The organism is Rhizobium sp. NXC24, assembly GCF_002944315.1.
Taxonomy (GTDB): Bacteria; Pseudomonadota; Alphaproteobacteria; order Rhizobiales; family Rhizobiaceae; genus Rhizobium.
This window is the reverse complement of sequence record NZ_CP024311.1, coordinates 202,593-228,406: the sequence shown is the minus strand read 5'-3', so window position 1 is coordinate 228,406 and position 25,814 is coordinate 202,593. Positions and strand designations below refer to the sequence as shown.

Sequence of the window (25,814 nt, the reverse complement as noted above, 5' to 3'; positions counted from 1 at the left end):
GGCGGTTACCCGGTTTGTTCAACACCTTCGATGCCCGCCGTCCGCATCTCGATCACTTGGCGGGCGGCCGCTGCGGCGGCATCCTTCTCGCTTGCGACTTGGACCGTCGGGAAGGCAAAATGGATGTCGTTTTCATCGAAGGCCTGCTTGATCATCGCCAGGGCGTTACGACGGATGACGGAGACTTCGCCGGGCTTGGTGGTGATCGCCAGCCTAATCTCGATCGCGAAATCACCGAACTGCTCGACACCCTTCATCTTCAGCGTCTGGATGATGTTGGGTGCCAGTTCCGGATCATCGAGCAGTCGCTGGCCGATCTCCTTGATGATCCGCTTGGTCTTCGTCAAATCGGTGTCGTAGGTGACCTTGATGATGATCTTGTCGATCGCCCAATCGCGGTTCATGTTGTTGACCGCTCCGAGCGAGCCGAAGGGAACCGTCGCCAGCGGGCCGCGCTGATGACGAAGTTTCACCGAGCGAAGGCTGAAGGATTCCACCACGCCCTTGTGGTTGCCGCTTTCGATATATTCGCCGATGCGGAAGGCATCATCCCAGAGATAGAAGATGCCGCTGATGACATCCTTGACGATGGTCTGCGCGCCAAAACCGACGGCAACACCGACCACGCCGGCGCCGGCGATCAGCGGCCCGATCTCGATACCGAGACCCGACAGCACCATCATGATGGCGATGATGCCGATGGCCACGGCAAGGATATTGCGGAAGATCGGCAGCAGCGTGTGCAGCCGAGCGCGCCGGGCCCTCATCTCCTCGCTGTCGCTGACGAGCGGCGCAGACGCGGACAGCTTGGCATTGATGTAGGTCCTCGACAGATGCCAGAGCAAATCGGCGGCGAGCAGAATGACGATGCCACCGATGATGCCGCGTGCGATGCGGTCGATCATGGATTCAGGCGGCCTCATCATCATGGTTGCTTCAACACCGAGCATATGGCCGAGCCAGAGGGCAGCAAGCGCGATGATGACGGCGCGTACGCCGCGGTCGAGCAGCACTGTCGCAAGCGTGCCAGCACCGAGAACACCGCCAGCCGCATCATGCAGCGCTTCCACCGCCCGCGACGACACCGAAAGCGCGCGCGGCAGCAGAATGACATAGATGCCAAGCCAGAGCAGACCATTGAAGCCGCTCACCCACAGGCACCAAAGCGCGGCGAAATAGATGGTCAACAGCCACGAGATGACCTTCCTGCCATTCGTTCCAGCATGCGCGGGACGCGCCCAGACAGCTTCGACGGCAATCAGGAACAGGCCGATGCCAAGCGTATAGCCGACCAGAGCGCGGGCGCCATCGGAGAAGCCGAGCGGCTCCATGGCCTGGACCACCGCCCAGCCGCAGGCGAAATAGATGACGAAAAGGGTGCCTCGCCTGTACCAGTATTTCGCGACGCGCCGCCGCTCGGCGATCCGCGCAGCGCCACCATCCTCATCGAGAACATCGCTCGCCCTTCGCATCGCTATCAGCTCCATCAGCAGTCTGCCGAGCGAGACCGCCAGCCTTATGGAGACGATCGCGATGACGCAGGCGATTGCAAAACTTTCGATGATCGGCGGCCAATCGAAGATGAGAAGCGGAACCAGCATCGCCACGCCATGAACGATGGCCGGCACCACGCCGCCCATGAACTGGAAGCGCGCGGCCTGCAATTCGGTCTCAACCCCGGCCGCCCGCTCGGTACGCTGCATATGCTTGGCATTGATCAGGCGGGCAACCACCAGTTCGGCCACGAGACCAAAGAAAAACAGCACCACCGCCTGAATGCCGATGCGCACCCGGCCCGCCGCCTCACCTTCGTTTTCAAGCCGCTTGGTGGCCGTCATCACCTCGGAAGGCAATGTCATCGCGGCTTGAGACACTATCTCCAGGTGCCGTCGGGTATGGCCGAGCGTATCGGACAATTCCGACATCTGGCCGCCGCCCGAGCTAGGATTGTCCGTCGACGCAGGCTTGGCATTCACCTGCGACGCAAGCCACTGTTTGACGTCGGGCTCGTTCATCAACTGAATGAGTTCGCGGACCTTCTCCGGTGGCGGAGCGGCGGCCGATGGTGCGGCCGCAGTTTGCGCATGGACCGCAGCCGGTACGGCAAATGCAATAAGACATAGAAGCAGAGCTCCAATCGACCGCCTGCCACCCCCGACAATACTCATATGCGCCGCCCTTCTCGCAATCGGCCCGACCAGCCTGTTTTTGCAGACTATACGCCTTTTTAGTGCGGACAAGCAGGCACTTACGCAAGTCACGCAATCAATTAGGTATCGGCATTGCACACGAGCTGGTGGCACGTTAGGTTTTGCGGGAATACCGCTTGGGGATGTATCGCGTGTTCAACTTCCTGAAAAAGCTCTTCGGCAGAGGAAAACGGCCGAACACGCAGATCGAGCCACCGGCCCCGCCCGCGCCACAGCCTGCCAACAGGCCGGCGATCAAGAGCCTCGATCTCAACATCCCTGACGAAGCGCTGGAAAACGAGGCGCGCTTTGCCGCCTACCTGCAAGAGCGCCTGCCCTTTTTCGGGGAGGTTATCAAAGTCGACTATGATCCGGGTGCTGGCAGCCTGACGCTGCATAGCCGCAACGGCGACACGATGACGAAATTCCTGAGCAACGCGCTGCTGGCGCTGCGCGAAAAGAAAGGACAGGCGCGCGCCCGGGCTCTGCTCAACTATCTCAACATGACCGAAGCGTTGGAAGGCGGCGACGAGCTCGGCAAGGTGCTGCCGGTGCTGAAATCGCGCAGCTTCGTCGACGTGGCGCGGCAGCAGATGATACAGGCAGTCAAGGACGAACCCGAGCCGCCGCAATTCGTCTATCTCGATGAGGCCGAGAATCTGGTCAGGCTTTTCGTCGTCAATGGCGAGACCGCGGTCAGCTATGTCATGACCACCGCATTGGACGGCTGGGGCATTGACGTCGGCGAACTGGCGGATACGGCGCAGGATAACCTCTATAAGTTCCTGGCGAAGACCGGCGTGCAGATCGCCAAACGCAGCCAGTTCCAATATGTCGAGATCGACGGCCAGTTCGAATCCAGCGTCGCCTTCCTGCCGAAATTCTGGGCGCAGGTGCAGGACCAGTCCGGTGGCGCTGCGCCGATCGCCGCCTTCCTGTCACGCGACAAGGTATTCTTCACCCACGAAAACGACGCCCAGGGACTGCACCTGCTCGAATTGATCAGCACCGACCTCAGCGACGTGCCCTATGTGATCTCACCCGATCAATATCGCTGGGAAAACGGCAAATGGTCGCTGTTCAAACGGGTGGCGCGGAGCGTGCAGTAAGTGACGCGTTGTTACTTGTAGCCATCTTCGCGGCCATGGCGGATGGCTGCTATAAGAACGTCCTCACCAATATATTGGTAGAGAACAATATAGCCATCCCGCCCAAACGTAACGATGAGCTCGCGTAATCCTTGTTCTGAGCCTTCCACGGGCCGCCCCATATCGGGCTGGCTCGACAATATCTGAATTGTTTGAATAATCCTTGCTGATGCCTTCCTCGCCGCGGCAGCATTTTTAGACCGCAGAAATGCCCTCATCCGCTCGAGGTCACGAAGAGCGCGCTGCGTCAGCCTTACCGATGGCATTCAGGTGGGGCCTTCTCATCGTCGTCGCCCCAAGTCTCTAACCAAGCAATGACTTCATCGCCCGTCACATGCAGGCCCGTCGCCTGATAGTCGTCCAATGAACGACGCACATCCTGCAACAGAGAGTCGCGCTTTTCCTCACGTTCCACATACTGCCTGACGGCTTCGTTCAGCAGCCGATTCGGGTGACGGTGGCGACTGGCAGCCAGCTTCTCCAGGCGCTCGTTCACGTCAGGATCAATTTCTACACTGGCCTTCAAAGCGGGTGACATCGAATTCTCCGGAGGTAACCGATACCGACGATATAGTATCAGCCCCTTGCGTAAAGAACCATCGGCTGGTTCCTGCCAAAGGAATGCCTACACCAGCACCTCTTGATCGACGCGATCCTCGGCTCCAAAGAACTTCAGATAACGTTCGACCTCTGCAGGCTCGCCCGTTGCCTTCTGCGGATTGTCCGAGAGCTTTACGGCCGGGCGGCCATTGGCTTGGATCACCTTGCAGACGATCGAGATGGGGTTGAGACCCTCGATTTCGGTGGGGGCGCAGCCGGCGAAATCATTGGTGAGGTTGGTGCCCCAGCCAAAGCCCATGCGCACGCGGCCCTCGAAATGCTTGTAGGTGGCGATGATCGCATCGACATCCAGGCCGTCGGAGAAGATCAGAAGTTTCTGGCGCGGGTCGCGGCCCATCTTCTTCCACCAGTCGATGATCTTTTCGCCGCCCTCGATCGGAGGGGCGCTATCCGGACGAAAACCGGTCCAGTCGGCCACCCATTCCGGTGCGTTGCGCAGGAACGAAGCCGTGCCAAAGGCATCGGGCAGAACCACCAGCAGGTTGCCGCCGTAGAGGCGGTTCCAGTCGCGCAGCACCTTGTAAGGCGCCTTGCCAAGCTCATCGTCAGTCTTGGCGAGCGCCGCCGCGACCATCGGCAGCTCGTGCGCGTTGGTACCGACGGCCTCGAGATCGGAATCCATGGCGAGAAGGACGTTGCTGGTGCCGGTGAAAGCATGGCTGACACCTTCCTTCAGCGCTTCCACGCACCAACGCTGCCAGAGGAAACTATGGCGCCGGCGGGTGCCGAAATCGGAAATACGCAGGTTCGGCAGCTCTCTCAGCCGCTCGACCTTTTCCCACATCTTCGCCTTGGCCCGCGCATAGAGGACATCGAGCGTGAAGGGGCCAAGCGCCTTCAGCGCCGCGCGCGATCGGAGTTCGTTGATGATGGCGAGGGCCGGAATCTCCCACATCGTTGTTTCCTTCCACGACCCGTGGAAGTCGAGAATATACTGGCCGTCACGCTTGGATAGCTCGTACTCCGGAAGCTGAAAGTTCGACAGCCAGGCCAGGAATTCCGGCTCGAAGATCTGGGCGCGGCCGTAGAAGCTGTTACCCGCCAGCCAGATCATCTCCTTTTTGGCAAGCCTGAGCGTACGCGCGTGATCGAGCTGCTCGCGCAATTCCTTCTCGTCGATCACTTCGGCGAGCCGGACGCTCTTGGTGCGGTTGATCAGGGAGAAGGTGGCGTCGACATCTGGATAAAGCTTCCAGATCATCTGCAGCATCAGAAGCTTATAGAAATCCGTATCGATCAGGCTGCGGATGATCGGATCGAGCTTCCAGGTATGGTTATAGACACGGGTGGCGATATCCGTCTTCGTCATCTCGTTCCTGCCCGTCTCCCTGCGCCCCGGACGTCATGCTTTCCGCCTTCCAGCTCACTGGCGGCGGGTATAATGCTCTTCTTATCAAAAAATGTTGAGCGAAAGTCCAGTCACTGAAAGAAAATTGATACTAAATTAAAACACGCTGCTCCGGATAGTGGCGGCGCGGCCTTCGATCGAGGCTGATGACCAAATTCGTTACGGCTGGGAATTGCCTTGAACCGGCGGCTTTGGTGCCGTGGTCTGATCCTGGGTCGTTGTCTCTGGCGCGGTCTGCGTGGGTCTGCTGTCCCATAATTCCACCAGCGCCCACACGACCGCCGTCAGGGCAAGCGCGACAAGGAGCACCGCCAACACCCGGCCGCCCATATGGCCTTGTTTGGCCTCGGTCGCCGGCAACTCCTTTTCCTCATGCAGACGGCGATCAGAATCCTCCCAATGCGTATGGGTTTCCAGCTTCCGTGGCATGACAGCCTCCTTCCAAATTCGCCTTGCGGCGATGTTCTTTGGAAAACGGAGGCGGCTCTGGAAGGTTCCGAAGGCGCTCAATAGCCCCGGCGGCGATCCACCAGATATTGCAGCGGTTCGCCGCGTTCAAAGCGGGCGATTTGCTCTTCGACATGACGCATCAGCGAGTATTCCTCGGAAACCGCCGCATCATGCGGGGTGATGACGACATTCTCCATACCCCAGAGCGGGTCATCCATCGGCAGCGGCTCGACATCGAAGACATCGAGCGACGCGCCGCCGAGCACGCCGGTTTCGATCGCCGAGGCGATATCGGCCTGAACCTGGCTCTTGCCGCGTCCGGCATTGATGAACACCGGTTTGCCCAGAGCGCCGTTACGACGGAGCTTGGAAAAGAGCGAGCTATTGTAGAGCCCCGTCGTCTCCGGCGTCAGCGGCAGCAGGCCAACGAGAATATCGGTCCTCGCGAGAAAAGCATCGAGTTCGCCGGCATCGAACGTTTCCATGCCGTCGATCTGCTTTTTCTGCCGCGACCAGCCGATGACGTCGAAGCCCATGACCTTGAGTTTGGCGGCGGCATCGAGGCCGAGAACGCCGAGACCCATGACACCGACCGTGACTTCGCGCGCCTCAGGCGCCGAAAGATGGCCCCAGACGCGCTTGCGCTGGTGCCTGAAGTGACCGAAGACGTCGCGCAAATGCATGAGGCATTGCAGCACGACCCATTCCGTCATGCGCACCGTCAAGCTGCGGTCGACGAAACGGACGATGGGAATGTCGGGAAGGTCGGCGATATTCATCATGGAATCGACGCCGGCACCGCCGGAAAAGATCACCTTGAGGTTGGGTGCGCGCTGAAAAAGATCGGCATCCGGCTTCCATAGAAGGGCATAGTCGACCCGGCTCAGATCCGCGCCCTTGTTGGCGGGATCGGCGAGATTGATGCTGCCGCGATCCGCAAACGCGGTTTTAAGGGCTGCTACGATGGCCTCAGGCGTGAATTTCAGATCGACGAGAACAGGGCTTTTGACCGGCATGGCGATTGTCTTTTATTGCTGGACGGCGGCGGTGGGGACCGCCTCGATGTTGAAGGCTGCGGCGAGAAGCGCCTTAGTGTAATCCTCTTTGGGCGCACGGAAAATCTCCGCTGACGAACCCTGCTCGACGACCTTGCCGAAGCGCATGACGATCAGCTCGTTGGCAAGCGCCTTCACCACTTTCAGATCATGGCTGATGAAGAGGTAGGCAAGGTCATGGCGCCGCTGCAGGTCGCGCAGCAGATCGACCACCTGGGCCTGCACGCTCATGTCGAGCGCCGAGGTCGGCTCGTCGAGCATGACGAAACGCGGCTTCAGCACCATGGCGCGGGCAATGGCGATGCGCTGACGCTGGCCGCCGGAGAATTCATGCGGGAAGCGCCAGCGGGTCGAGGGATCGAGGCCGACCTCTTCCAGCGCCCAGCAGACGCGCTGATCGCGCTCTTCCGCCGACAAGGATTGCTCGTGCACCTTAAGCCCTTCGGCAATGATTTCGCCGACCGACATGCGCGGGCTCAGCGATCCATAGGGATCCTGGAAGACGACCTGAAGCTGGTTGCGCAGCGGCCGCATCTCCTTGAAGGAATAATCCGCAATGTCCTTGCCGACAAAACTGATGCGGCCTCTGGAGGAAATCAGCCGGGCCAGCGCCAGGCCAAGCGTCGTCTTGCCGGAGCCGGATTCACCGACGACGCCCAGCGTCTGCCCAGCCCTGAGCCTGAGATCGATGCCGTCGACCGCCTTCACATGGTCGACTACCTTGCGCATCAGCCCAGCCTTGATCGGGAACCAGACCTTGATGTCGGTGCCTTCCATGACCAGGGGCTTGCTGATGTCTCCCACCGGCGGCTCGCCGCGCGGCTCGGCGGCAAGCAGATGCCGGGTATACTCATGCTGCGGATTGGTGAAGACCTCCTCGACCGTGCCGGTCTCGACGATATGGCCCTTAGTCATGACGCAGACGCGATCGGCAAATTTGCGGACGATGCCGAGATCGTGGGTGATGAACAGCATCGACATGCCATGCGCACCCTTGAGGTCGCGCAGCAGTTGGAGGATCTGCGCCTGCACCGTCACATCGAGCGCCGTCGTCGGTTCGTCGGCAATCAGAAGCTCCGGCCGGTTGGCGAGCGCCATGGCGATCATCACGCGCTGACGCTGGCCGCCCGAGAGCTCGTGTGGATAGGCCTTGAGGCGCTTTTCCGGCTCGCGGATGCCGACCTGGTTCAGGAGATCCAGGATGCGGCTACGGGCCGCCGGGCCGACCACGCCCTGGTGCAGCGCCAGGATTTCGCCGATCTGCTTTTCGATCGTATGGAGCGGATTGAGCGAGGTCATCGGCTCCTGGAAGATCATGGTGATGTCGTTGCCGCGCACGGCACGCAACTCATTATCGGACGCCTTCAGCAGATCCTTGCCCTTGAACAGGATTTCGCCCGAGGGATGGCTCGCGGACGGATAGGGCAGCAGTTTCAGGATCGAATTGGCCGACACCGATTTGCCAGACCCGGATTCGCCGACCAATGCCAGTACCTCGCCCTTGGCGATATCGAAGGAGACGCCGTCGACCGCGGTCGAAGTTTGGCCGCCCTGATGAAAGGCGACGGATAAATTGCGGACGGAAAGCAATGGGGTGTGGTCTCCGCTCATCGGAACGTCTTCCTCGGATCGAATGCGTCGCGGACGGCCTCACCGATGAAGATCAGAAGCGACAGCATGATCGACATGGTGAAGAAGGCGGAGAGGCCCAGCCAGGGGGCCTGCAGGTTGGATTTGCCCTGCGCGATCATTTCGCCAAGCGAAGGCGAGCCGGGGGGCATGCCGAACCCTAAGAAATCCAGCGAGGTCAGCGTCGTGATCGAGCCGGAGAGAATGAAGGGCACGAAGGTCAGGGTTGCGACCATGGCGTTCGGCAGCAGGTGTCGGTACATGATCGTGATGTTATTGACACCGAGCGCGCGGGCGGCGCGCACATATTCGAAATTGCGCGCTCGCAGGAATTCGGCACGCACGACGCCGACCAAACCCACCCAGGAAAACAGAAGCAGAATGCCGAGCAGGATGAAGAAGCCGGGCGGCAGGACCGAGGCGATGATCAGCAGAATGTAGAGCACCGGCATCGACGACCATATCTCGATGAAACGCTGCAGGAGAAGGTCCGTCCAACCGCCGAAATAACCTTGGATAGCGCCGGCGGCAACGCCGACGACTGCCGAGCAGATGGTCAGCGCCAGGCCGAACAACACCGAGATGCGGAAGCCGTAGATCATGCGCGCCAACACATCGCGCGCCTGATCGTCCGTGCCGAGCCAATTGAGATTGCTCAAGGTGCAATTCGGATCGGCGACACCCTTTTCATAACCGGAGCAACGCTGTTCCTTGCTCATCAGCCAGAAGGGGGCGGTCGGGGCCGAGGTTCCCTTTGGAAGGTTCGAATTGGCGGTCTGGTAGGAATAGTGGATCGGCGGCCAGATCATCCAGCCGTTGGCGTTGATTTCGTCCCGAATATCCTGTGCGCGATAATCGGTCTGCGCGAGGAAGCCGCCGAACTTTTCCTCGGGGTAATCGACGAAGACTGGCGTCAGGATCTCGCCCTTGTACGAAATGAGGATCGGCCGGTCGTTGGCGATGAATTCCGCCCCGAGACTGAGGAAGAACAGGATCAGGAACAGCCAGAGGGACCAGTAGCCGCGACGGTTCGCCTTGAAATTCTGCCACCGGCGAACGTTCGTCGGGGAAAAGAGGCCTTTGCGCGGCGGCTTTACCGCTGCCGGGGTCGTCGAATTGGTCGCCACGTCCATCAGACGTCCCTCCGCTCGAAATCGATGCGCGGGTCGATCCAGGTATAGATCAGGTCCGAGATCAGGCCGACGAACAAGCCAAGCAGCGAGAAGATATAGAGCGTTGCGAACACGATCGGATAGTCACGCTGGACGACGGAGAGATAGCTGAGGCGGCCGAGGCCGTCGAGCGAGAAGATATTCTCGATCAGCAGCGAACCGGTGAAGAAGGCCGAGATGAAGGCCCCGGGAAAACCGGCGATGACGATGAGCATGGCATTGCGGAAGACATGGCCGTAGAGCACCCGCCGCTCGCTCAGCCCCTTGGCGCGAGCCGTGATGACATATTGCTTCTTGATCTCTTCGATGAAGGAATTCTTGGTGAGCAGCGTCGTGGTGGCGAAGGCGGCGAGCGACAGCGAGATCAGCGGCAGGACGAGGTGCCAGAGATAATCGATGATCTTCTGCCACCATGTAAGATCGGCAAAATTGTCGGAGACGAGGCCGCGCAGCGGAAACCAATCGAAGAAGGAACCGCCGGCGAAAAGCACGATCAGCATGATGCCGAAGAGGAAGCTCGGAACGGCATAGCCGATGATAATGACGCCTGATGTCCAGACATCGAAGGTCGATCCATCCTGTATCGCCTTGCGGATGCCGAGCGGGATGGAGATGGCGTAGGAGAAGATCAGGATCCAGATGCCGAGCGAGATCGACACCGGCAGTTTCTGCCCGATGAGGTCGATCACCGTCGTATTGCGGAAGAAGCTTTCGCCGAAATCGAAGCGAATATAATTCCACATCATCTGCCCGAAGCGCGTAAGCGGCGGCTTGTCGAAGCCGAATTGCTTGTCGAGCTTGGCGATCAGCTCCGGATCGAGCCCCTGGGCGCCGCGATATTTCGAACTGCTGTCATCGACGTTCTGCTGGCCGAGCACATCGGTGCCGCCGGAAAGACGGCCATTGGCATTGTCCGCCTGGCCAGTCAACTGCGCGATGACCTGCTCGACGGGACCGCCGGGCGCGAACTGCACGATGGTAAAGGAGATCGCCATGATGCCGATGATGGTCGGGATCATCAGCAGCAGACGTCTGAGGATATAGGCGCCCATCAGTCCGTCACTCCCCCATCGAGGAATATGCCTGCTCTCGCCTCAATCCATCCGTCGTTCAAGTCGCTTATTCCCTTCCGCCAAATTGAGCCGGCGCAGTCATTTCAGGCTGAAACTGCCGAATCGGCATGAGGCATTTGGAGCCCAGCATGCCCGTCATTGCAAGAGCCGCTCATTTGCCGGCGTTTTTCGACCACCATGTCTCGGGAAAGCCCATCGAATATTCCGGCAGGTTGGCGGGATGTTCGAACTTGTCCCAATAGGCGATGTGAAAGCTCGTGGCATAGAACAACGGAACGACATAGTGGTGGGCGAGCAGCGCGCGGTCGAGCGCCCTCGCCGATGCCTCCTTCTCGGCGACATTCTTGGCATAGATGACCTTGGTGATTAGCGCATCGATGCCGGGATCGGCTATGCCGGCATAATTTCGAGAACCCTGGCGATTAGCGGAGGCCGAACCCCAGAAATCGATCTGCTCATTTCCGGGATTGAGGGTCTGGGCCCAGACATTCCAGATCATGTCATAATCGAAGCTACGCACCCGATTGATATATTGTGAGGAATCGACCGTGCGCACGCGCGCGTCAATGCCAATCTTCTTGAGGTTCTGCGCATAGGGCAGCACCCATTTTTCAACAAAAGGGCTGCCGAGAAGAATCTCGATGGAAAAGGGCTGCCCGGTCTTGGCATTGACCATCTGGTTGCCCTTGATGACATAGCCGGCATCCTTGAGAAGCGCGATCGCTTTGCGAAGATTGTCGCGCGATTTCTGCGGATCGCCCCCCACGGGATTGCTGTAGGGGGTCGTAAAGACCTCAGGCGGCACCTTGTCCTTGATCTCGTTCAGAATATTCAGCTCTTCGCCTTGGGGCAAACCGGAGGACGCAAGCTTAGTGCCGAAGAAATAGCTGTCGTCACGGCGATACACACCATAGGCGACGGTGCGATTGATCTCTTCGAAATCAAAGGCGTAGTTGAGCGCTTCGCGTACGCGCTGGTCCTTGAACTGATCACGGCGCATGTTCGGCACCAGCGCCTGCATCACGCCCGTTGCGCGCAACGGATTGGGCAAGTCTTCGCGCTTGATGCGTCCATCCTTGGCGGCAGGGAAATCATAGCCTGTGACCCAGCGGCTGGCGCTGTTGTCCTGCCAGAAATCGACATTGCCGCCGCGAAAGCCTTCGAATTCTACATCGTCATCGCCGTAATAAGCGTATGAGATCGCTCCGAAATTGTTCTCGCCGACGTTCACGGGCATGTTCTTGCCCCAATAGTCGTCGCGAAGCTCGTAGCGGATGGTAGACCCGGGCGATACCGAAACGATCTTGTAGGGCCCGGAGCCCATAACCGGCTCCAGAGTCGTACGCGTGATGTCGCGCGGCTTGTCGTCAGGACCCGTGCCTTCCCACCAATGTTTCGGAACGACCAAAAGCTGACCGAGAATGGACGGTAGTTCGCGGTTGTTCTTTTCGTCGAAATAGAAGGTGATGTCGCGATCACCGGATTTTTCGGCTCGCGTTACATGCGAATAATAGCTTGTCAGGAAAGGATTGAGTTCTTTCGACTTTTCGAAGCTGAATATGACGTCCTCGGGGGTGACCGGCGTTCCATCGGCCCATTTCGCCTCTGTCCGCAAACGGAACGTGGCGCTTGAGACATCGTCCGGATAGGACACGCCCTCGGCAAGCTGGCCGTAGGAAGAGAAAATTTCGTCGTCGGCCGACTTCAGCAGGGTATCAAATACAAGGCTGAGCCCCGACGCCGGATTGCCTTTTAGCAGCACCGGATTGAGTGTGTCGAAGGTGCCGTTGGAGGAAAGCTTCAACTCGCCGCCCTTCGGCGCGTCCGGATTGACGTAGTCGAAATGCTGGAAGCCGGGCTGGTATTTCAGATCGCCGAGGATGGCCGTGCCGATGCGGAATTGCGGCTCGTCGGCGTTGGATGGCGCCGGCAAGGCCAGCAGGCAGAAAAGAGAAGCAACCAAGCCTGCTTTCAACCGCGACAACGCCATTCATGATCCCCTGTGATTTGACTGGAATCAAGCATAGGCCAAATACGGGCAAAAAACAGGACGGATTGCTCATCTCTTCGCAAACCGGCCCATTGCCACTTCATGAAATCAGGCTTTTGCGGCAGCCTCTTCAAGGCGTTTGCGCAGCATTAGGCGCAATTCGCGGACAAGGCGCCGGTCGCCGGCCGCTTCCGGCTCGTTGGCGGCAACGACGGCGATGCGCAGCAGTTCGAGAACGATCGCCGACATCAGGGCGACATCGTCCGTGACTGGCGGCTCAGCTCGCCGCAGAATGGCGGAAATCAGCTCCTTCAGCTCGGCCCGCGAACGCATCTTGCGGTCCTTCGGCACATCCCGGCGGGTGGCAAGCACCGGAAATTCCGGAAACTCCTCGATGAAAGCGCCGAGCCTGTCGAAGATTGCCTCGCCGCTGTCGGCCGCCGAGAGGCCGCCGCTCTTTTCCGCGATGTCCTGAAGCACCGCTTTCAGCCGCTCCAGCCGCTCGATATGCAGCGCTTCGGCAAGCAGCGGCTTTGTCGGAAAAAATTGATAGAGCGAGCCGATCGACGAGCGCGCTTCGGCGGCGATCTCCGTCATCGTGGCCGCGTCATAGCCCTTCTGAACGAAGATTTTTGCAGCCGCTTCCAAGAGCACGGCAACGCGATCATGCCCGCGGCGGCGCTTCGGAACACGCGTCTGCGGCTCCGCGCTTGATTTTTGCGAGGATTCGCTCATGTTTGTCATTGTGAGGATACCCTCATATTTCCCCGGAGCCCCCTGATGCCTCTTTACGATCCCCAAACCACCGCACTTGTCTCCATCGATCTGCAGGGCCTGGTTCTCAGCCGCCCGCTCGCACCCCACTCTGCGCAGCAGATCGTCGAGAATACAGCCGCCATCGCCAGGAAATTGAAAGCCGACGGCGGAACCACAGTCTTTGTGACGGTTGGATTTTCCGCAGACTATGCCGACGCTGTCAACCAGCCCGTGGACGAAAGCTTCAGCTTTCCAGAGGGAGGTTTGCCGCCGGCAGCTCTGGCGGCACCCGCCGAAATCGCTGCGCTGATACCCGATATCGCCATCGTCAAGCGCCAATGGAGCGCCTTTTACGGCACCGAACTCGATCTGCAACTGCGCCGCCGCGGCATCAAAACACTCATCCTTACCGGTGTCGCCACCAATTTCGGCGTCGAATCGACCGTTCGCGACGCCTATGCGGCCAATTATGCCGTCATCGTCGCCGAGGATGCGGTAACGACCTTGTCGCAGGAAATGCAGGATTTCGCCTGCACAAAGGTGTTGCCGCGGCTGTCGCGTATCCGCAAGACGTCGGAAATTCTGGCTGGTTGATCATGCACTTAGCGCTCCGGAGCGCCGATATGCGATGGTGCATTAGCCTTGCGCGATAAAACACGGATTCACCAAAATCGCTTTTCAAGGTAGATTCACCCGCAAATCACTTCGGCCATCGTCGGCAGCTTCTCAAGGAACCACATGATTTCTTTCCTGGTTCGGACCCTCAATGTGTTCAGCAAATTTTCCCTCGCCGTAACGATCGGGGCTGGTCTCGTCAGCGGCGATGCGCTGGCGCAGCAGGCAACCCCGTCACCCGGCAGCGCCAAGGCGATTTTCGGGGCTGTGACACTCCCGACGCAGGGACCGCCGCAATCGCTGGGTTTTTATGCCAAGGGCTGCCTTTCCGGCGCCGAAGCGCTGCCGGCCGACGGGCCGACCTGGCAGGCCATGCGCCTGTCGCGCAACCGCCGCTGGGGCCGCCCGGAAATGATCGGACTCCTCGAGCGCCTGTCGCGCGACGCGGCCAAATATGACGGATGGCCGGGTATCCTGGTGGGCGACATCTCGCAGCCACGCGGCGGGCCGATGTTCAACGGTCACGCCTCGCATCAGATCGGCCTCGATGCCGACGTCTGGCTGACGCCGATGCCATCGCGGGCTTTGACAACGGCCGAGCGCGAAACCCTACCGTTCACTTCGATGCTGGCGAAGGACAAATTCCTGACGATCAACGACAAGGTCTGGACGCCGGAGCATGCCCGCCTCCTGATGCGCGCCGCCAGCTACCCCGAAGTCGAGCGCATCTTCGTCAATCCGGCGATCAAGAAGAAGATGTGCGACACGTGGACCGGCGACCGCACCAATCTCGGCAAGCTGCGCCCGGAATATGGCCATGACTCGCATTTCCATATCCGCCTCCGCTGCCCCGCAGGCTCGGCCAACTGCAAGCCGCAGGCACCCGTTGCCGCCGGCGACGGCTGCGACAAGTCGCTCGCCTGGTGGTTCACACCCGCGCCCTGGGCCAAGCCGAAGCCCAGCACGAAGCCGCCGGCAAAGCCGCGCGAAGTCATGGTTTCCGATCTGCCGAAGGCCTGCCAGACCGTGCTGAATGAACCTTCCGTCGCCTCGGCCCGCGCCGCCACCTTCGGCGCCAAGGCCGCCGATGCTACCGCTGCGACCGGCGCGCTGCCGGTTTCCAGCGCCGATACGGGCAGCACTCCCCCGGACAGCATTCCGCAACAGTAAGGGCGGCAGGGCCGGTTCGGCCGGCTTGACCCGTCATTCAAAAGCCCGTCTTTCAAAGGGCTGTCTCTTGGTATAGAAGGCGGATAAATCGATTAAAAGTTTTGGGCGGAGTGAGAGTTTCATGGCCGGCAAATGCATCGCGCTGATCGCGCATGATCAGAAAAAGGATGCAATGGCGGAGTTTGCACGCCGCAACCAGGATGCGCTGGCCGATTGGCATATCGTTGCCACGGGCACGACCGGCGGCCGTGTGCTCGATGTCTGCCCCGGCCTTAAGGTCACCCGCATGAAGAGCGGTCCGCTCGGCGGTGATCAGCAGATCGGCGCCATGATCGCCACCAGCGAGATCGATGTGCTCATCTTCTTCATCGACCCAATGACCCCCTTGCCGCATGATGTCGACGTGAAAGCATTGACGCGGCTTGCCGTTCTCTACGACATTCCCATGGCTCTCAACGAAGCCACCGCGGAACGACTGATCAAAACACTGAACCATTAATCCGCCTCGGCGGCAGACCACGGACCTGGCCATGCCCAAACTCAGCCACAGCGAAGCCCCCCTGCCCTTTCCTATCCTGATCGGCGATATCGGGGGAACCAACGCACGCTTTTCCATCCTCGTCGATGTCTATGCCGAGCCGAAGCATTTCCCGAACGTGCACACCGCTGATTTCAAAACGATCGACGAGGCGATCCAGCAGGGCGTCCTCGACAAGACGGCGGTGCAGCCGCGCTCGGCGATCCTTGCCGTTGCGGCGCCGGTTCGGGGCGACGAAATTCCGCTGACCAATTGCGACTGGGTGATCCGCCCGAAGACGATGATCGAAAATCTCGGCCTCGATGATGTGCTGATCATCAATGATTTCGAAGCGCAGGCACTGGCGATCGCCGGTGTTTCCGAGGAGCATCGCGAGACCATCGGCGAAACGTCGGAAGGCATGATCGCATCGCGTGCCGTATTGGGGCCGGGCACCGGCCTTGGCGTTGCCGGCCTCATCCATGCCCAGCATACCTGGATCCCGGTGCCTGGTGAAGGCGGACATATCGATCTCGGGCCGCGCAGCGCGCGCGATTTTCAGATCTGGCCGCACCTGGAGCCCATCGAGGGCCGCATCTCCGCCGAGCAGGTCCTCTGCGGCCGCGGCCTGCAGTATCTCTATCACGCAATCTGCAAGGCTGACGGCATTGAGCCCGTGCTGACGCAACCGGCCGATATCACCACCCACGCACTCGCCGGCACCAACGCTCAGGCCGAAGAGACGTTGACGCTGTTCGCCACCTATCTCGGTCGTGTCGCCGGCGACATCGCCTTGATCTTCATGGCGCGCGGCGGCGTCTACCTTGCCGGCGGCATTTCGCAAAAGATCCTGCCGGCGCTGCAGAAGCCGGAATTCCGCGCCGCTTTCGAAGACAAGGCGCCGCATAGCGCGCTGATGAAGTCGATCCCGACGCATGTGGTGACCCATCCGCTCGCCGCGCTCGCCGGCCTCTCGGCCTACGCCCGCATGCCGGCCAATTTCGGCCTGGCGACGGACGGCCGCCGCTGGCGGCGTTGACCAAAGGGGCAGCAACAGATGATCAGGCGCGGTCGTTGAGAGGATCGAACCGGCGACCACGCGACGCCTTTTTGGAGGAGTGGCCTTACCTTATAATAAGCTTGGCTCCATGACCTGCCTTAACCAGTGCAACAGGCCATATCTAGCCAAAACCGTCCTAACTCTTTATAGACCCGCGAAAGCACGTGCCATATGCGGCTCGCTTGGTTTGAGACAGGAAGCCGATATTTGAAGTCGCCGGACACCAAAAAAACCGATATCGACAGTGAGACGATCGCCGCTGTGCTGAAGCGTATCATTGCTGAAAACGGTCGTGACCATATCTGGGGCTACTCGATCGCAATATTTTGCCTCGTTGTGGTCGCAGCGTCGACGGCGACGATGGCCGCGGTTATGAGACCGATCGTGAACGGAGCTTTCTACGAGCGCCGCGCCGAGGTTATGTGGCTGATTTGCTTTGCGATATTAGCCGCCTTTGTGGCCCGTGGTTTTGCTGGTTATTTTCAATCGGTCATTCTGTCCAAAATTGGCAATGACATCATTGCCCGTTATCAAAGGCGCCTCTATGCACATCTGATGACACTGTCGGTTGGCTTCTTCAGCGAAGCCCGTTCGGCTCAGATTGCGGCGCGAGTGAGCCAGAACGTTTCCGGTATCCGCGATGTGATGAACCTTATCATCACATCGACTGCGCGTGACTTTTTGTCATTTGTCTTTCTGCTGGCCAATATGGTCTATCAGGATCCGCTGCTCAGCCTCCTATTCTTCGTCATTGCGCCGCCTGTGTTTCTGGCCTTGCGCCACATCTCAAGGCGCCTACGCGCCGTTACGCGCGAGGCTGTCATTCTCAACAGCCGCGTGCTCGGCGCGATGCAGGAGACTATTCAAGGGGTTTCCATCGTCAAAGCCTTCACGATGGAGCGCGAGCTCGAACGCAAAGTCGATAAGCTGATTACGGCGGCTGAAAACCGACAAAATCGAATTGCTCGTATTTCCGAGCGTAATGGCCCGCTGATCGAAACGGTCGCCGGCTTTGCCGTGGCCGGTGTGTTTGCATACGCTGCCTATCGTTCGATCTATGAAAACGTTCCGCCGGGCGCAGTGTTTTCGTTCATCGTGTCGCTGCTGCTCGCCTATGATCCAGCCCGGCGTCTCGCCAAATTGCAGGTGCAGTTAGAGCGCGCCGTCGTCAATGCGCGCATGATCTATGAATTGCTCGATATGGAGCCGCGTCAGCGCGATCTGCCTGACGCGAAGCCGCTCGCCGTCACCGAGGCCCGCATCGAGTTTCGCGACGTTCACTTCGCCTACGGCGACGAAGCCGTTCTATCCGGCGTGAGTTTCGTTGCTGAGGGCGGAGAGACGACGGCCTTGGTCGGCCCTTCCGGCGCCGGCAAGTCCACCGTCATTAATCTTATTCCGCGCTTCTACGATCCCAAGGCCGGCAGCATCTTCATCGACGGGCAGGACATAGCGCATGTGACGAAGCAGTCGCTGCGCGAACAGACCGCCTATGTCTCGCAGCAGCCCTACCTCTTCGAAGGCACGATCCGCGACAACATTCGTTACGGTCGTCCGGAAGCGACGAATGCCGAAGTCGAGGAGGCAGCCCGGCTTGCCTATGCCCATGACTTCATCCAGGCGCAGCCCCAGGGCTACGACACGCCGGTCGGCGAAAACGGCGTGACGCTTTCCGGCGGCCAGCGCCAGCGCCTGTCGATCGCCCGTGCGCTGGTGCGAAACGCGCCGATCCTGTTGCTGGACGAGGCGACATCGGCGCTCGACACCGAGTCGGAAGCAGCCGTGCAGAAGGCGCTGGACGAAGCCATGAGCGGCCGCACCGTCGTCGTCATCGCCCATCGTCTGTCGACGGTCGTGCGGGCGGAGAAGATCATTGTCATGCAGAACGGGCGCGTCGTCGAAGAGGGCAACCATGAGACGCTTGCGACGGCCGACAATGGCCTCTACGCTCGCCTCAACAACCTTCAGCGGCCGGTCGTTTCCGGCACTTCCCGAAAATAAGACGATAGAGAAGACATGAGCGACGATGCGATGAAGCTGGTGGTGGTGGGCGCGGCAGGCCGCATGGGACAGGCGCTGATCCGCCTCATCCACACCACCGAAGGCGTCACACTGCACGCCGCCGTCGCACGTCCAGGCTCCGCTTTCATCGGCAAGGATGCCGGTGAGATTGCCGGGCTGGGGCCGATCGGCGTCCCGGTCACCGATGACCCGCTTTCCGCCTTCCTGCATGCCGAAGGCGTGATCGACTTCACTACGCCCGCCACCAGCGTCACCTTCGCAGGCCTCGCCGCCCAGGCGCGCATCGTCCACATCATCGGTACGACCGGCTGCTCGGCGGAAGACGAAGCCAAGTTCAAGGCGGCCTCCCGCCACGCCCGCATCGTCAAATCGGGCAATATGGGCCTCGGCATCAACCTCTTGAGCGTCCTTGTCGAGGAGGCGGCACGCGCGCTTCCGCCGGCCGATTGGGACATCGAGGTCCTGGAAATGCATCACAGACACAAGGTCGATGCCCCCTCCGGCACCGCGCTCCTGCTCGGCCAGGCGGCGGCAAAGGGCCGCGGCATCGATCTCGGCGAAAATTCTGTGCGCGTGCGTGACGGCCATACCGGTCCGCGGCCGACGGGCACCATCGGCTTTGCCACGCTGCGCGGCGGCGGCGTCATCGGCGATCACTCGGTCATCTTCGCCAGCGAGAGCGAGCGGCTGACACTTTCCCACAATGCCTGCGACCGCTCATTGTTTGCCCGCGGCGCGCTTCAGGCAGCGCTCTGGGCGCGCGACAAAAAACCCGGCTTTTATTCTATGCTCGACGTTCTCGGGCTTTCCACACGTTGATCCCATCCTGGAGCGGTTCAGCACGGAACTGCTGAACCGATCCAGCCTTTTGTTCTCATGCAATTCCGGACGGAAAACCTCTACGCACTTTTCCTGGAATTGCTCTATCAAGGAGGAATATTTCATGAGCGGTACTCTCGTCCTCGTTCGCCACGGGCAGAGCGACTGGAATTTGAAGAATCTCTTTACCGGCTGGAAGGACCCCGACCTGACCGAGCTCGGCGTTGAAGAAGCCAAGACCGGTGGCAAGGCGCTTGCGGATTACGGCATCAAGTACGACGTCGCCTTCACCTCCGCGCTGGTCCGCGCCCAGCACACGCTGAAGATCATCCTCAATGAAGTCGGCCAGCCCAACCTCGAGACCATTAGGGATCAGGCGCTGAACGAGCGCGATTACGGCGATCTCTCGGGCCTCAACAAGGACGACGCCCGCGCCAAGTGGGGCGAAGAGCAGGTGCATATCTGGCGCCGCTCCTACGATGTTCCGCCGCCCGGCGGCGAAAGCTTGCGCGACACCGGCGCCCGTGTCTGGCCCTACTACCTCACGGAAATCCTGCCACGTGTTCTCGCCGGCCAGAAGGTGCTGGTCGCCGCTCACGGCAATTCGCTGCGCTCGCTCGTCATGGTCCTCGACCGGCTGACCAAGGAGCAGATCCTGGCGCTCAACCTCGCGACCGGGGTACCGATGGTCTACAAGCTCAACGCCGACTCCACCGTTGCTTCCAAGGAAGTGCTCGGCGACATGTCGGGCGCGCATTAACATCTAGAAATACTAAACCACCCCTCATGCGGTTGACGGCAGAGGGGTGGGAAATTTGGCATGACGTGTTACGTTGTACTAACGGTGTAACACATGAGATCAGATATGACAGACGCCACGTTCACGTTTCGAGTTGAGGAAGACTTGAAATCTGCCTTCAACGAGGCGGCGCGGGCGCATGATCAAACCGCGGCGCAACTGCTTCGCGCATTCATGCGCGACTACGTGAAGCGCCAGCAGAATGAAGCTGAATACGACATCTGGTTTCGTCAGCAAGTTCAGGCGGGGCTTGATTCCGCCAATGCCGGCAATCTCATTCCAGCCGATGAAGTAGAAGCCGAGTTCGCTGCTTTGCGGGAAGAAACACGCCGCAAGCTAAGTGGAAAACCCTCGTGAATCTTGTTTGGACTCTCGAGGCAAGAGCTGATCGACGCGCAATTTACACTTATATCGAGGCGGATAACGCCGCCGCCGCGCTCGCGCTTGACGAACTTTTCGCCAAGAGATCAGCGCAGCTTATTGCGCACCCAATGACAGGCCGTCCTGGTCGCGTGTCGGGAACGCGAGAGCTGGTCGTCCATAGACACTATTGCTGATTTACGATCTCGCGGACGAAACGGTGCGAATACTCCGCATTCTCCATGCTGCTCAGCAATGGCCTCCGAGCGGGATTGGACCGATTTCCTAAAGCCTTTCAATTCTCGACGGTGAAACGGACCCTGTCGGCGGCGAAGCGGGAAATCGAATATTGCACCGGAACATGGTCAAGATCCGAATTGAGCGCCTGTGCAACCAGCACGATGGCCCCCGGGGATAATTGCAGGTCGGCCAGATCGCCTTCGTCGGCATGCGTCGCGGTGATTTCGGTGACGACGCGCACATAATCCGGCACGCCAAGCTCACGAAATGCCTTGGTGATCGATCCGGTCGTTCGATAGATCTCGGCAATAGCGCCGAACCGATCCGCCGGGAACCAGCTTGTGGCCCGCGAAACCGGACGGTGATCCGCCTGACCGAGCGTTTCCAGGCGCACAAGCCGTGTGCCGGTCTTGATCTTGAGCTGCCGAGCCAATTCCGTACTCGCAGCCTCCTCGCTGGCGGCCAGCAGGATACTACGGGTCTCGCGCACCTGATCGCCAATGCCTTGCGAAAACCGCGTTCGCTTCGAAATCGGGAAGCTCAGGCGCTCCTTGCGCTCGATCAAAGTTCCGCGCCCCTGCACGGCCCTGACGATCCCTTCCTGCGCCAGCGCCGCAAGTGCGCTTCGTATCGTGTGCCGGTTAACCCCGAACTGCAGCGCGAGCGCCGTTTCCGGCGGCACCATGCCAGTGTCGTCAAAATCGCCGTGGTTGATCGACGTGCGAATCCGGTCGGCGATCTGCCGCCAGAGCGCCACGCCCGTCTGTCTTTGTACCTTCTGCCCCGCCATATCGCCTGCTGCTAATGTCACACGCTTGTCACGTCTCGCCAATAAATATAAAACTACCTTGTATGGTTGTCTATATCAATAGACATTTTGAGGATGACGCGATGAATTCAGCACAGAGGCAAGAGGCGGCAGCGCAGGAGCGCCGGGAACGCAAGCGCGCCGCCGATCTTTTGGCGCGGGCCGAACGCGAAGAGCTAGACGCGGCCTGGGAAGCATTATCCAACAAACCCGTGGTTCAGCCCGTACGAGGACCGGAAACCGGGCTCGTCATGGTGCGCGGCCGCATCGGCGGCGGCGGTTCGCCCTTCAATCTCGGCGAGGTCACTGTGACGCGCGCCACCGTCAAGCTCGCCTCGGGTACGATCGGCCACGCGCATGCGCTCGGCACCGACCGCGAGAAGGTGCGGCTCGCGGCGATCTTTGACGCGCTCTGGCATCAAACGGCCACCAAGGAATTCGTCGAGAAAGCCATCCTGCTGCCGGTCACCGATCGGATTGCCGAATATGACCGCAAACGCGCCGAGGAAACGGCAGCCACCCGCGTTGATTTCTTCACCATGGTCCGCGGAGAAGACAAATGAGCCTTTCCACCACCTCTACGACGCGCGGCAACGATGCGTTGACCGGCGGTTTCGCCGATCCGGTGTTCGACGCGCAGAGCGTCTTCAAGATGATGATGGATGCCATGGCGCGGCCTGGCATCATCCAGACGATCACCTCCGATATCGCTACGCCCGCTCCCCTCGGCTTTGCTGCCGGCGCAATCGGCCTCACGCTTTGCGATCATGATACGCCGGTGTGGCTATCGTCCAGTCTCGCCAAGTCGGCCGCGCCGGAATGGCTGAGCTTCCATACCGGCGCAGCTGTGGCATTCGACAGGATCGAGGCGCGCTTTGCCTTTATTGAAGCCGGCATGGCGCTCGCTTCCCTCAACCAGTTCGCAGTCGGCACTCAGGAATATCCCGACCGTTCGACGACACTGCTGCTCGAAATCGCAGCCCTTGAGGGCGGCAAGGAACTGGCGCTCTCGGGTCCCGGCATTGCCGGTATCCGCATGATCGCTCCAATCGGCCTGCCCGATACGTTCCTGCGCATCTGGAACGACAATCGCGCGCTTTTTCCGCGCGGCGTCGATCTCGTTCTGACGGCGGGACGGCAATTCCTTTGCCTGCCGCGCACCACCAAGATCATCGCGACGGAGATGTGACGCATGTATGTTGCCGTTAAAGGCGGCGAAGCCGCCATCGCCAATGCTCACCGGCTGCTCGCCGATCGTCGTCGCGGCGACCGTTCGCTGCCGGCCATCGGCATCGACCAGATCGTGGCGCAATTGGCGCTCGCCGTCGACCGCGTCATGGCGGAAGCCTCGCTTTACGACCGCACGCTGGCAGCCCTTGCGGTTCGCCAGGCGCGCGGCGATATGATCGAAGCGATCTTCCTGCTACGCGCCTACCGCACCACGCTGCCGCGCTTCGGCTATTCCCAGCCGCTGGATACGTCAGCGATGAAGATCGAGCGCCGCATCTCCGCCACCTACAAGGACCTGCCGGGCGGCCAACTTCTCGGCCCCACCTTCGACTATACTCATCGCCTGCTCGACCCGAGCCTGCTCACCGATACGCCGGTGGACGAGCCGATGCAGCGGCCGGCGGAAGAAGGCCGTGTGATGCGCGTCTCGGAAATTCTGAGCCAGGAAGGGCTGATCGAGGGCGACGGAGAGATGCCGATCGACCACGAGACCGGTGACCTGACGCGCGAACCGATGGAATTCCCGATGACCCGCGATCTGCGCCTGCAGGCGCTTGCGCGCGGCGACGAAGGTTTCCTGCTGGCGCTCGGCTATTCGACCCAGCGCGGCTATGGCCGCACCCATCCCTTCACCGGCGAAATCCGCATCGGTGAAGTGGAGGTCGAACTGGACGTGCCGGAACTCGGTTTCGCCGTCTCGCTGGGTAGCATCCAGGTTACCGAATGCCAGATGGTCAACCAGTTCAAAGGCTCTGCCAAGGCGCCACCGCAGTTTACCCGCGGTTACGGCCTCGTCTTCGGCCAAAGCGAACGCAAGGCCATGGCGATGTCGCTGGTCGACCGGGCGCTCCGTGCCGATGAACTCGGCGAAGATATCGTCGCACCCGCCCAGGACGAGGAATTCGTCATTTCCCATTCCGACAACGTGCAGGCGACCGGCTTCGTCGAACATCTGAAGCTGCCGCACTATGTCGACTTCCAGGCCGAACTCGACCTGGTGCGCCGCATGCGCCGCGACTTCGAAGCCACCCGCGATGGCGGCAAGGATCCCCTGACGGAGGCAGCCGAATGACCGAACTTGCCACCTATAATTTCGCCTATCTCGACGAACAGACCAAGCGGATGATCCGCCGCGCCATCCTGAAGGCGATCGCCATTCCCGGCTATCAGGTGCCATTCGCCTCACGCGAAATGCCGATGCCGTATGGATGGGGCACTGGCGGCGTACAGTTAACTGCCGCGATCATCGGGCCGGATGATGTCCTCAAGGTCATCGACCAGGGCGCCGACGACACGACCAACGCCGTCTCTATCCGAGCCTTCTTCCAGAAGGTTGCCAATGTCGCCGTCACCACCCGCACGGACGAGGCGACCATCATCCAGACACGCCACCGCATCCCGGAAGGCAAGCTCGGCCCCAATCAGGTGCTGGTCTACCAGGTGCCGATCCCCGAACCGCTGCGCTACCTGGAGCCGCGCGAGACCGAGACGCGCAAGATGCATGCGCTCGAAGAGTACGGTCTCATGCATGTGAAGCTCTATGAGGACATCGCCCGCAACGGTCGCATCGCCACGACCTACGCCTATCCGGTCAAGGTCGCCGGCCGCTACGTGATGGACCCATCGCCGACGCCGAAATTCGACAATCCGAAAATGCATATGTCGGATGCGCTGCAGCTCTTCGGCGCCGGCCGCGAGAAGCGCATCTATGCCGTGCCGCCTTACACCGAAGTCGTGAGCCTCGATTTCGAGGATCATCCCTTCGAAGTGCAGCGTTTCGATAAGCCTTGTGCGCTCTGCGGCGCCGAGCAGGTCTATCTCGACGAAGTGATCCTCGACGACAAGGGCGGGCGGATGTTCGTCTGCTCCGACACCGATTTCTGCGAAGACCGCCGCGCCCATGGCCATGCCGGCCCCATGCTGGTGGCCAATGGGCTGGCTTCCAACCAGGAGGCCGCCGAATGAGCGACACGCCACTCCTCAAGGTCAAGGACATCTCGAAATTTTACGGCAGCCGCATCGGTTGCCGCAATGTGTCCTTCGACCTCTGGCCTGGTGAAGTGCTGGCGATCGTCGGCGAATCCGGCTCCGGCAAGACGACACTGCTCAATTGCATTTCGACCCGGCTGCTGCCGACCACCGGCAGCGTCGAATACCATATGCGCGACGAGACCTATCGCGATCTCTTCCGCATGAACGAGGCCGAGCGGCGCTTCCTGATGCGCACCGACTGGGGTTTCGTCCATCAGAACCCCGCCGACGGCCTGCGCATGACGGTTTCGGCCGGCGCCAATGTCGGCGAGCGGCTGATGGCGATCGGCAACCGGCATTACGGCAATATCCGCAACACTGCGATCGACTGGCTGGAACGCGTGGAGATAGACGCCGACCGCATCGACGATCAGCCGCGCGCCTTCTCAGGCGGCATGCGCCAGCGCCTGCAGATCGCCCGCAATCTGGTGACCGGTCCTCGCCTGGTCTTCATGGACGAGCCGACCGGCGGCCTCGACGTGTCCGTACAGGCCCGCCTGCTCGATCTCGTCCGCGGTCTCGTCAACGATCTCGGCCTGTCGGCCATCATCGTCACGCACGACCTCGCCGTCGCCCGGCTGCTTTCGCACCGCATGATGGTCATGAAGGACGGTGTGGTGATCGAACATGGTCTCACCGACCGCGTGCTCGACGATCCGCGCGAGCCATATACGCAACTGCTCGTCTCTTCGATCCTGCAGGTCTGAGGAAA

26 protein-coding genes and 1 pseudogene are annotated in these 25,814 nt (G+C 60.4%); 15 read left to right on the top strand and 12 right to left on the bottom strand.

Translation table 11 applies throughout. From position 1 onward, the window contains the following. Positions 1-5: 5 nt before the first annotated feature. Positions 6-2,168, bottom strand: coding sequence for a mechanosensitive ion channel family protein (locus NXC24_RS01105; protein ID WP_104821615.1), 2,163 nt, complete (start codon positions 2,166-2,168; stop codon positions 6-8). Positions 2,169-2,332: 164 nt separating this feature from the next. On the opposite strand from NXC24_RS01105, the gene NXC24_RS01100 reads away from it, so the two are divergent. Further along, positions 2,333-3,298, top strand: coding sequence for a hypothetical protein (locus NXC24_RS01100; protein ID WP_245463960.1), 966 nt, complete (start codon positions 2,333-2,335; stop codon positions 3,296-3,298). Positions 3,299-3,309: 11 nt separating this feature from the next. On the opposite strand, the gene NXC24_RS01095 is transcribed toward NXC24_RS01100, so the two are convergent. The 10 genes from NXC24_RS01095 to NXC24_RS01050 all read right to left on the bottom strand — a co-directional run bounded on the left by NXC24_RS01095 (position 3,310) and on the right by NXC24_RS01050 (position 13,419). Further along, positions 3,310-3,603 carry a type II toxin-antitoxin system RelE/ParE family toxin gene (locus NXC24_RS01095; RefSeq protein ID WP_104821614.1) on the bottom strand — a complete coding sequence of 98 codons (294 nt, stop codon included), beginning with the start codon at positions 3,601-3,603 and terminating at the stop codon, positions 3,310-3,312. Continuing rightward, positions 3,591-3,875, bottom strand: coding sequence for a CopG family transcriptional regulator (locus tag NXC24_RS01090; RefSeq protein ID WP_104821613.1), 285 nt, complete (start codon positions 3,873-3,875; stop codon positions 3,591-3,593). Before NXC24_RS01090 ends, NXC24_RS01095 begins: the two co-directional genes overlap by 13 nt. Before the next feature lie 87 nt (positions 3,876-3,962). Then, positions 3,963-5,267 (bottom strand): nicotinate phosphoribosyltransferase, encoded by a 1,305-nt coding sequence (pncB, locus tag NXC24_RS01085; protein ID WP_104821612.1) that lies wholly within the window; start codon positions 5,265-5,267, stop codon positions 3,963-3,965. 198 nt (positions 5,268-5,465) lie between these two features. Beyond that, a complete protein-coding gene (locus tag NXC24_RS01080) occupies positions 5,466-5,735 on the bottom strand; it encodes a hypothetical protein (protein WP_158704412.1) in 270 nt (89 codons plus the stop codon). Between the two features lie 77 nt (positions 5,736-5,812). Further along, entirely contained in the window at positions 5,813-6,772 is a 960-nt protein-coding gene (locus tag NXC24_RS01075; RefSeq protein WP_104821610.1) for a glyoxylate/hydroxypyruvate reductase A, read from the bottom strand. A gap of 12 nt (positions 6,773-6,784) precedes the next feature. Next, a complete protein-coding gene (locus NXC24_RS01070; protein ID WP_104821609.1) occupies positions 6,785-8,422 on the bottom strand; it encodes an ABC transporter ATP-binding protein in 1,638 nt (545 codons plus the stop codon). Continuing rightward, positions 8,419-9,573, bottom strand: a complete 1,155-nt coding sequence (locus NXC24_RS01065; RefSeq protein WP_104821608.1) for an ABC transporter permease — start codon at positions 9,571-9,573, stop codon at positions 8,419-8,421. The genes NXC24_RS01070 and NXC24_RS01065 overlap by 4 nt, the downstream gene beginning before the upstream one ends. Then, entirely contained in the window at positions 9,573-10,664 is a 1,092-nt protein-coding gene (locus NXC24_RS01060) for a microcin C ABC transporter permease YejB (protein WP_104821607.1), read from the bottom strand. The genes NXC24_RS01065 and NXC24_RS01060 overlap by 1 nt, the downstream gene beginning before the upstream one ends. A gap of 172 nt (positions 10,665-10,836) precedes the next feature. After that, the gene (locus NXC24_RS01055) at positions 10,837-12,675 is read right to left on the bottom strand and encodes an extracellular solute-binding protein (RefSeq protein WP_104821606.1); all 1,839 of its coding nucleotides are present in this window, start codon (positions 12,673-12,675) and stop codon (positions 10,837-10,839) included. A 108-nt stretch (positions 12,676-12,783) separates the two neighbouring features. Continuing rightward, positions 12,784-13,419, bottom strand: coding sequence for a TetR/AcrR family transcriptional regulator (locus tag NXC24_RS01050; RefSeq protein WP_104821605.1), 636 nt, complete (start codon positions 13,417-13,419; stop codon positions 12,784-12,786). A 36-nt stretch (positions 13,420-13,455) separates the two neighbouring features. On the opposite strand from NXC24_RS01050, the gene NXC24_RS01045 reads away from it, so the two are divergent. The 9 genes and pseudogenes from NXC24_RS01045 to NXC24_RS01005 all read left to right on the top strand — a co-directional run bounded on the left by NXC24_RS01045 (position 13,456) and on the right by NXC24_RS01005 (position 21,082). Then, positions 13,456-14,025 (top strand): hydrolase, encoded by a 570-nt coding sequence (locus tag NXC24_RS01045; RefSeq protein ID WP_104821604.1) that lies wholly within the window; start codon positions 13,456-13,458, stop codon positions 14,023-14,025. A 144-nt stretch (positions 14,026-14,169) separates the two neighbouring features. Then, positions 14,170-15,216 carry a penicillin-insensitive murein endopeptidase gene (mepA, locus tag NXC24_RS01040; protein ID WP_104821603.1) on the top strand — a complete coding sequence of 349 codons (1,047 nt, stop codon included), beginning with the start codon at positions 14,170-14,172 and terminating at the stop codon, positions 15,214-15,216. A 121-nt stretch (positions 15,217-15,337) separates the two neighbouring features. Next, a complete protein-coding gene (locus tag NXC24_RS01035) occupies positions 15,338-15,715 on the top strand; it encodes a methylglyoxal synthase (RefSeq protein WP_104821602.1) in 378 nt (125 codons plus the stop codon). Between the two features lie 31 nt (positions 15,716-15,746). Then, positions 15,747-16,772, top strand: coding sequence for a glucokinase (locus tag NXC24_RS01030; RefSeq protein WP_104821601.1), 1,026 nt, complete (start codon positions 15,747-15,749; stop codon positions 16,770-16,772). Positions 16,773-17,000: 228 nt separating this feature from the next. Then, entirely contained in the window at positions 17,001-18,794 is a 1,794-nt protein-coding gene (locus tag NXC24_RS01025; RefSeq protein WP_104821600.1) for an ABC transporter ATP-binding protein, read from the top strand. 15 nt (positions 18,795-18,809) lie between these two features. Next, a complete protein-coding gene (gene dapB, locus NXC24_RS01020) occupies positions 18,810-19,634 on the top strand; it encodes a 4-hydroxy-tetrahydrodipicolinate reductase (RefSeq protein WP_104821599.1) in 825 nt (274 codons plus the stop codon). Between the two features lie 124 nt (positions 19,635-19,758). Further along, entirely contained in the window at positions 19,759-20,394 is a 636-nt protein-coding gene (locus NXC24_RS01015) for a 2,3-bisphosphoglycerate-dependent phosphoglycerate mutase (RefSeq protein ID WP_104821598.1), read from the top strand. Positions 20,395-20,499: 105 nt separating this feature from the next. Beyond that, complete coding sequence (locus tag NXC24_RS01010; RefSeq protein WP_104821597.1) at positions 20,500-20,790, top strand: hypothetical protein; 291 nt, start codon at positions 20,500-20,502, stop codon at positions 20,788-20,790. After that, a pseudogene (locus tag NXC24_RS01005) lies at positions 20,787-21,082 on the top strand (type II toxin-antitoxin system RelE/ParE family toxin). The gene NXC24_RS01010 and the pseudogene NXC24_RS01005 overlap by 4 nt, the downstream one beginning before the upstream one ends. Positions 21,083-21,088: 6 nt before the next feature. Here NXC24_RS01005 and phnF read toward each other — a convergent pair. Continuing rightward, positions 21,089-21,823 (bottom strand): phosphonate metabolism transcriptional regulator PhnF, encoded by a 735-nt coding sequence (phnF, locus tag NXC24_RS01000; RefSeq protein ID WP_104821596.1) that lies wholly within the window; start codon positions 21,821-21,823, stop codon positions 21,089-21,091. A 101-nt stretch (positions 21,824-21,924) separates the two neighbouring features. On the opposite strand from phnF, the gene phnG reads away from it, so the two are divergent. Genes phnG through phnK form a run of 5 tightly spaced genes read left to right on the top strand, consistent with a single transcriptional unit; the run spans position 21,925 to position 25,809 of the window. Then, positions 21,925-22,404 (top strand): phosphonate C-P lyase system protein PhnG, encoded by a 480-nt coding sequence (gene phnG / locus NXC24_RS00995; protein WP_104824942.1) that lies wholly within the window; start codon positions 21,925-21,927, stop codon positions 22,402-22,404. Then, on the top strand, positions 22,401-23,030 hold the full coding sequence (gene phnH / locus NXC24_RS00990; protein ID WP_104821595.1) for a phosphonate C-P lyase system protein PhnH: 630 nt from the start codon (positions 22,401-22,403) through the stop codon (positions 23,028-23,030). Before phnG ends, phnH begins: the two co-directional genes overlap by 4 nt. 3 nt (positions 23,031-23,033) lie before the next feature. After that, a complete protein-coding gene (locus tag NXC24_RS00985; protein ID WP_104821594.1) occupies positions 23,034-24,143 on the top strand; it encodes a carbon-phosphorus lyase complex subunit PhnI in 1,110 nt (369 codons plus the stop codon). Beyond that, the gene (locus tag NXC24_RS00980) at positions 24,140-25,036 is read left to right on the top strand and encodes an alpha-D-ribose 1-methylphosphonate 5-phosphate C-P-lyase PhnJ (protein ID WP_104821593.1); all 897 of its coding nucleotides are present in this window, start codon (positions 24,140-24,142) and stop codon (positions 25,034-25,036) included. Before NXC24_RS00985 ends, NXC24_RS00980 begins: the two co-directional genes overlap by 4 nt. After that, positions 25,033-25,809, top strand: coding sequence for a phosphonate C-P lyase system protein PhnK (gene phnK, locus NXC24_RS00975; protein ID WP_104821592.1), 777 nt, complete (start codon positions 25,033-25,035; stop codon positions 25,807-25,809). Before NXC24_RS00980 ends, phnK begins: the two co-directional genes overlap by 4 nt. Positions 25,810-25,814 lie beyond the last annotated feature (5 nt).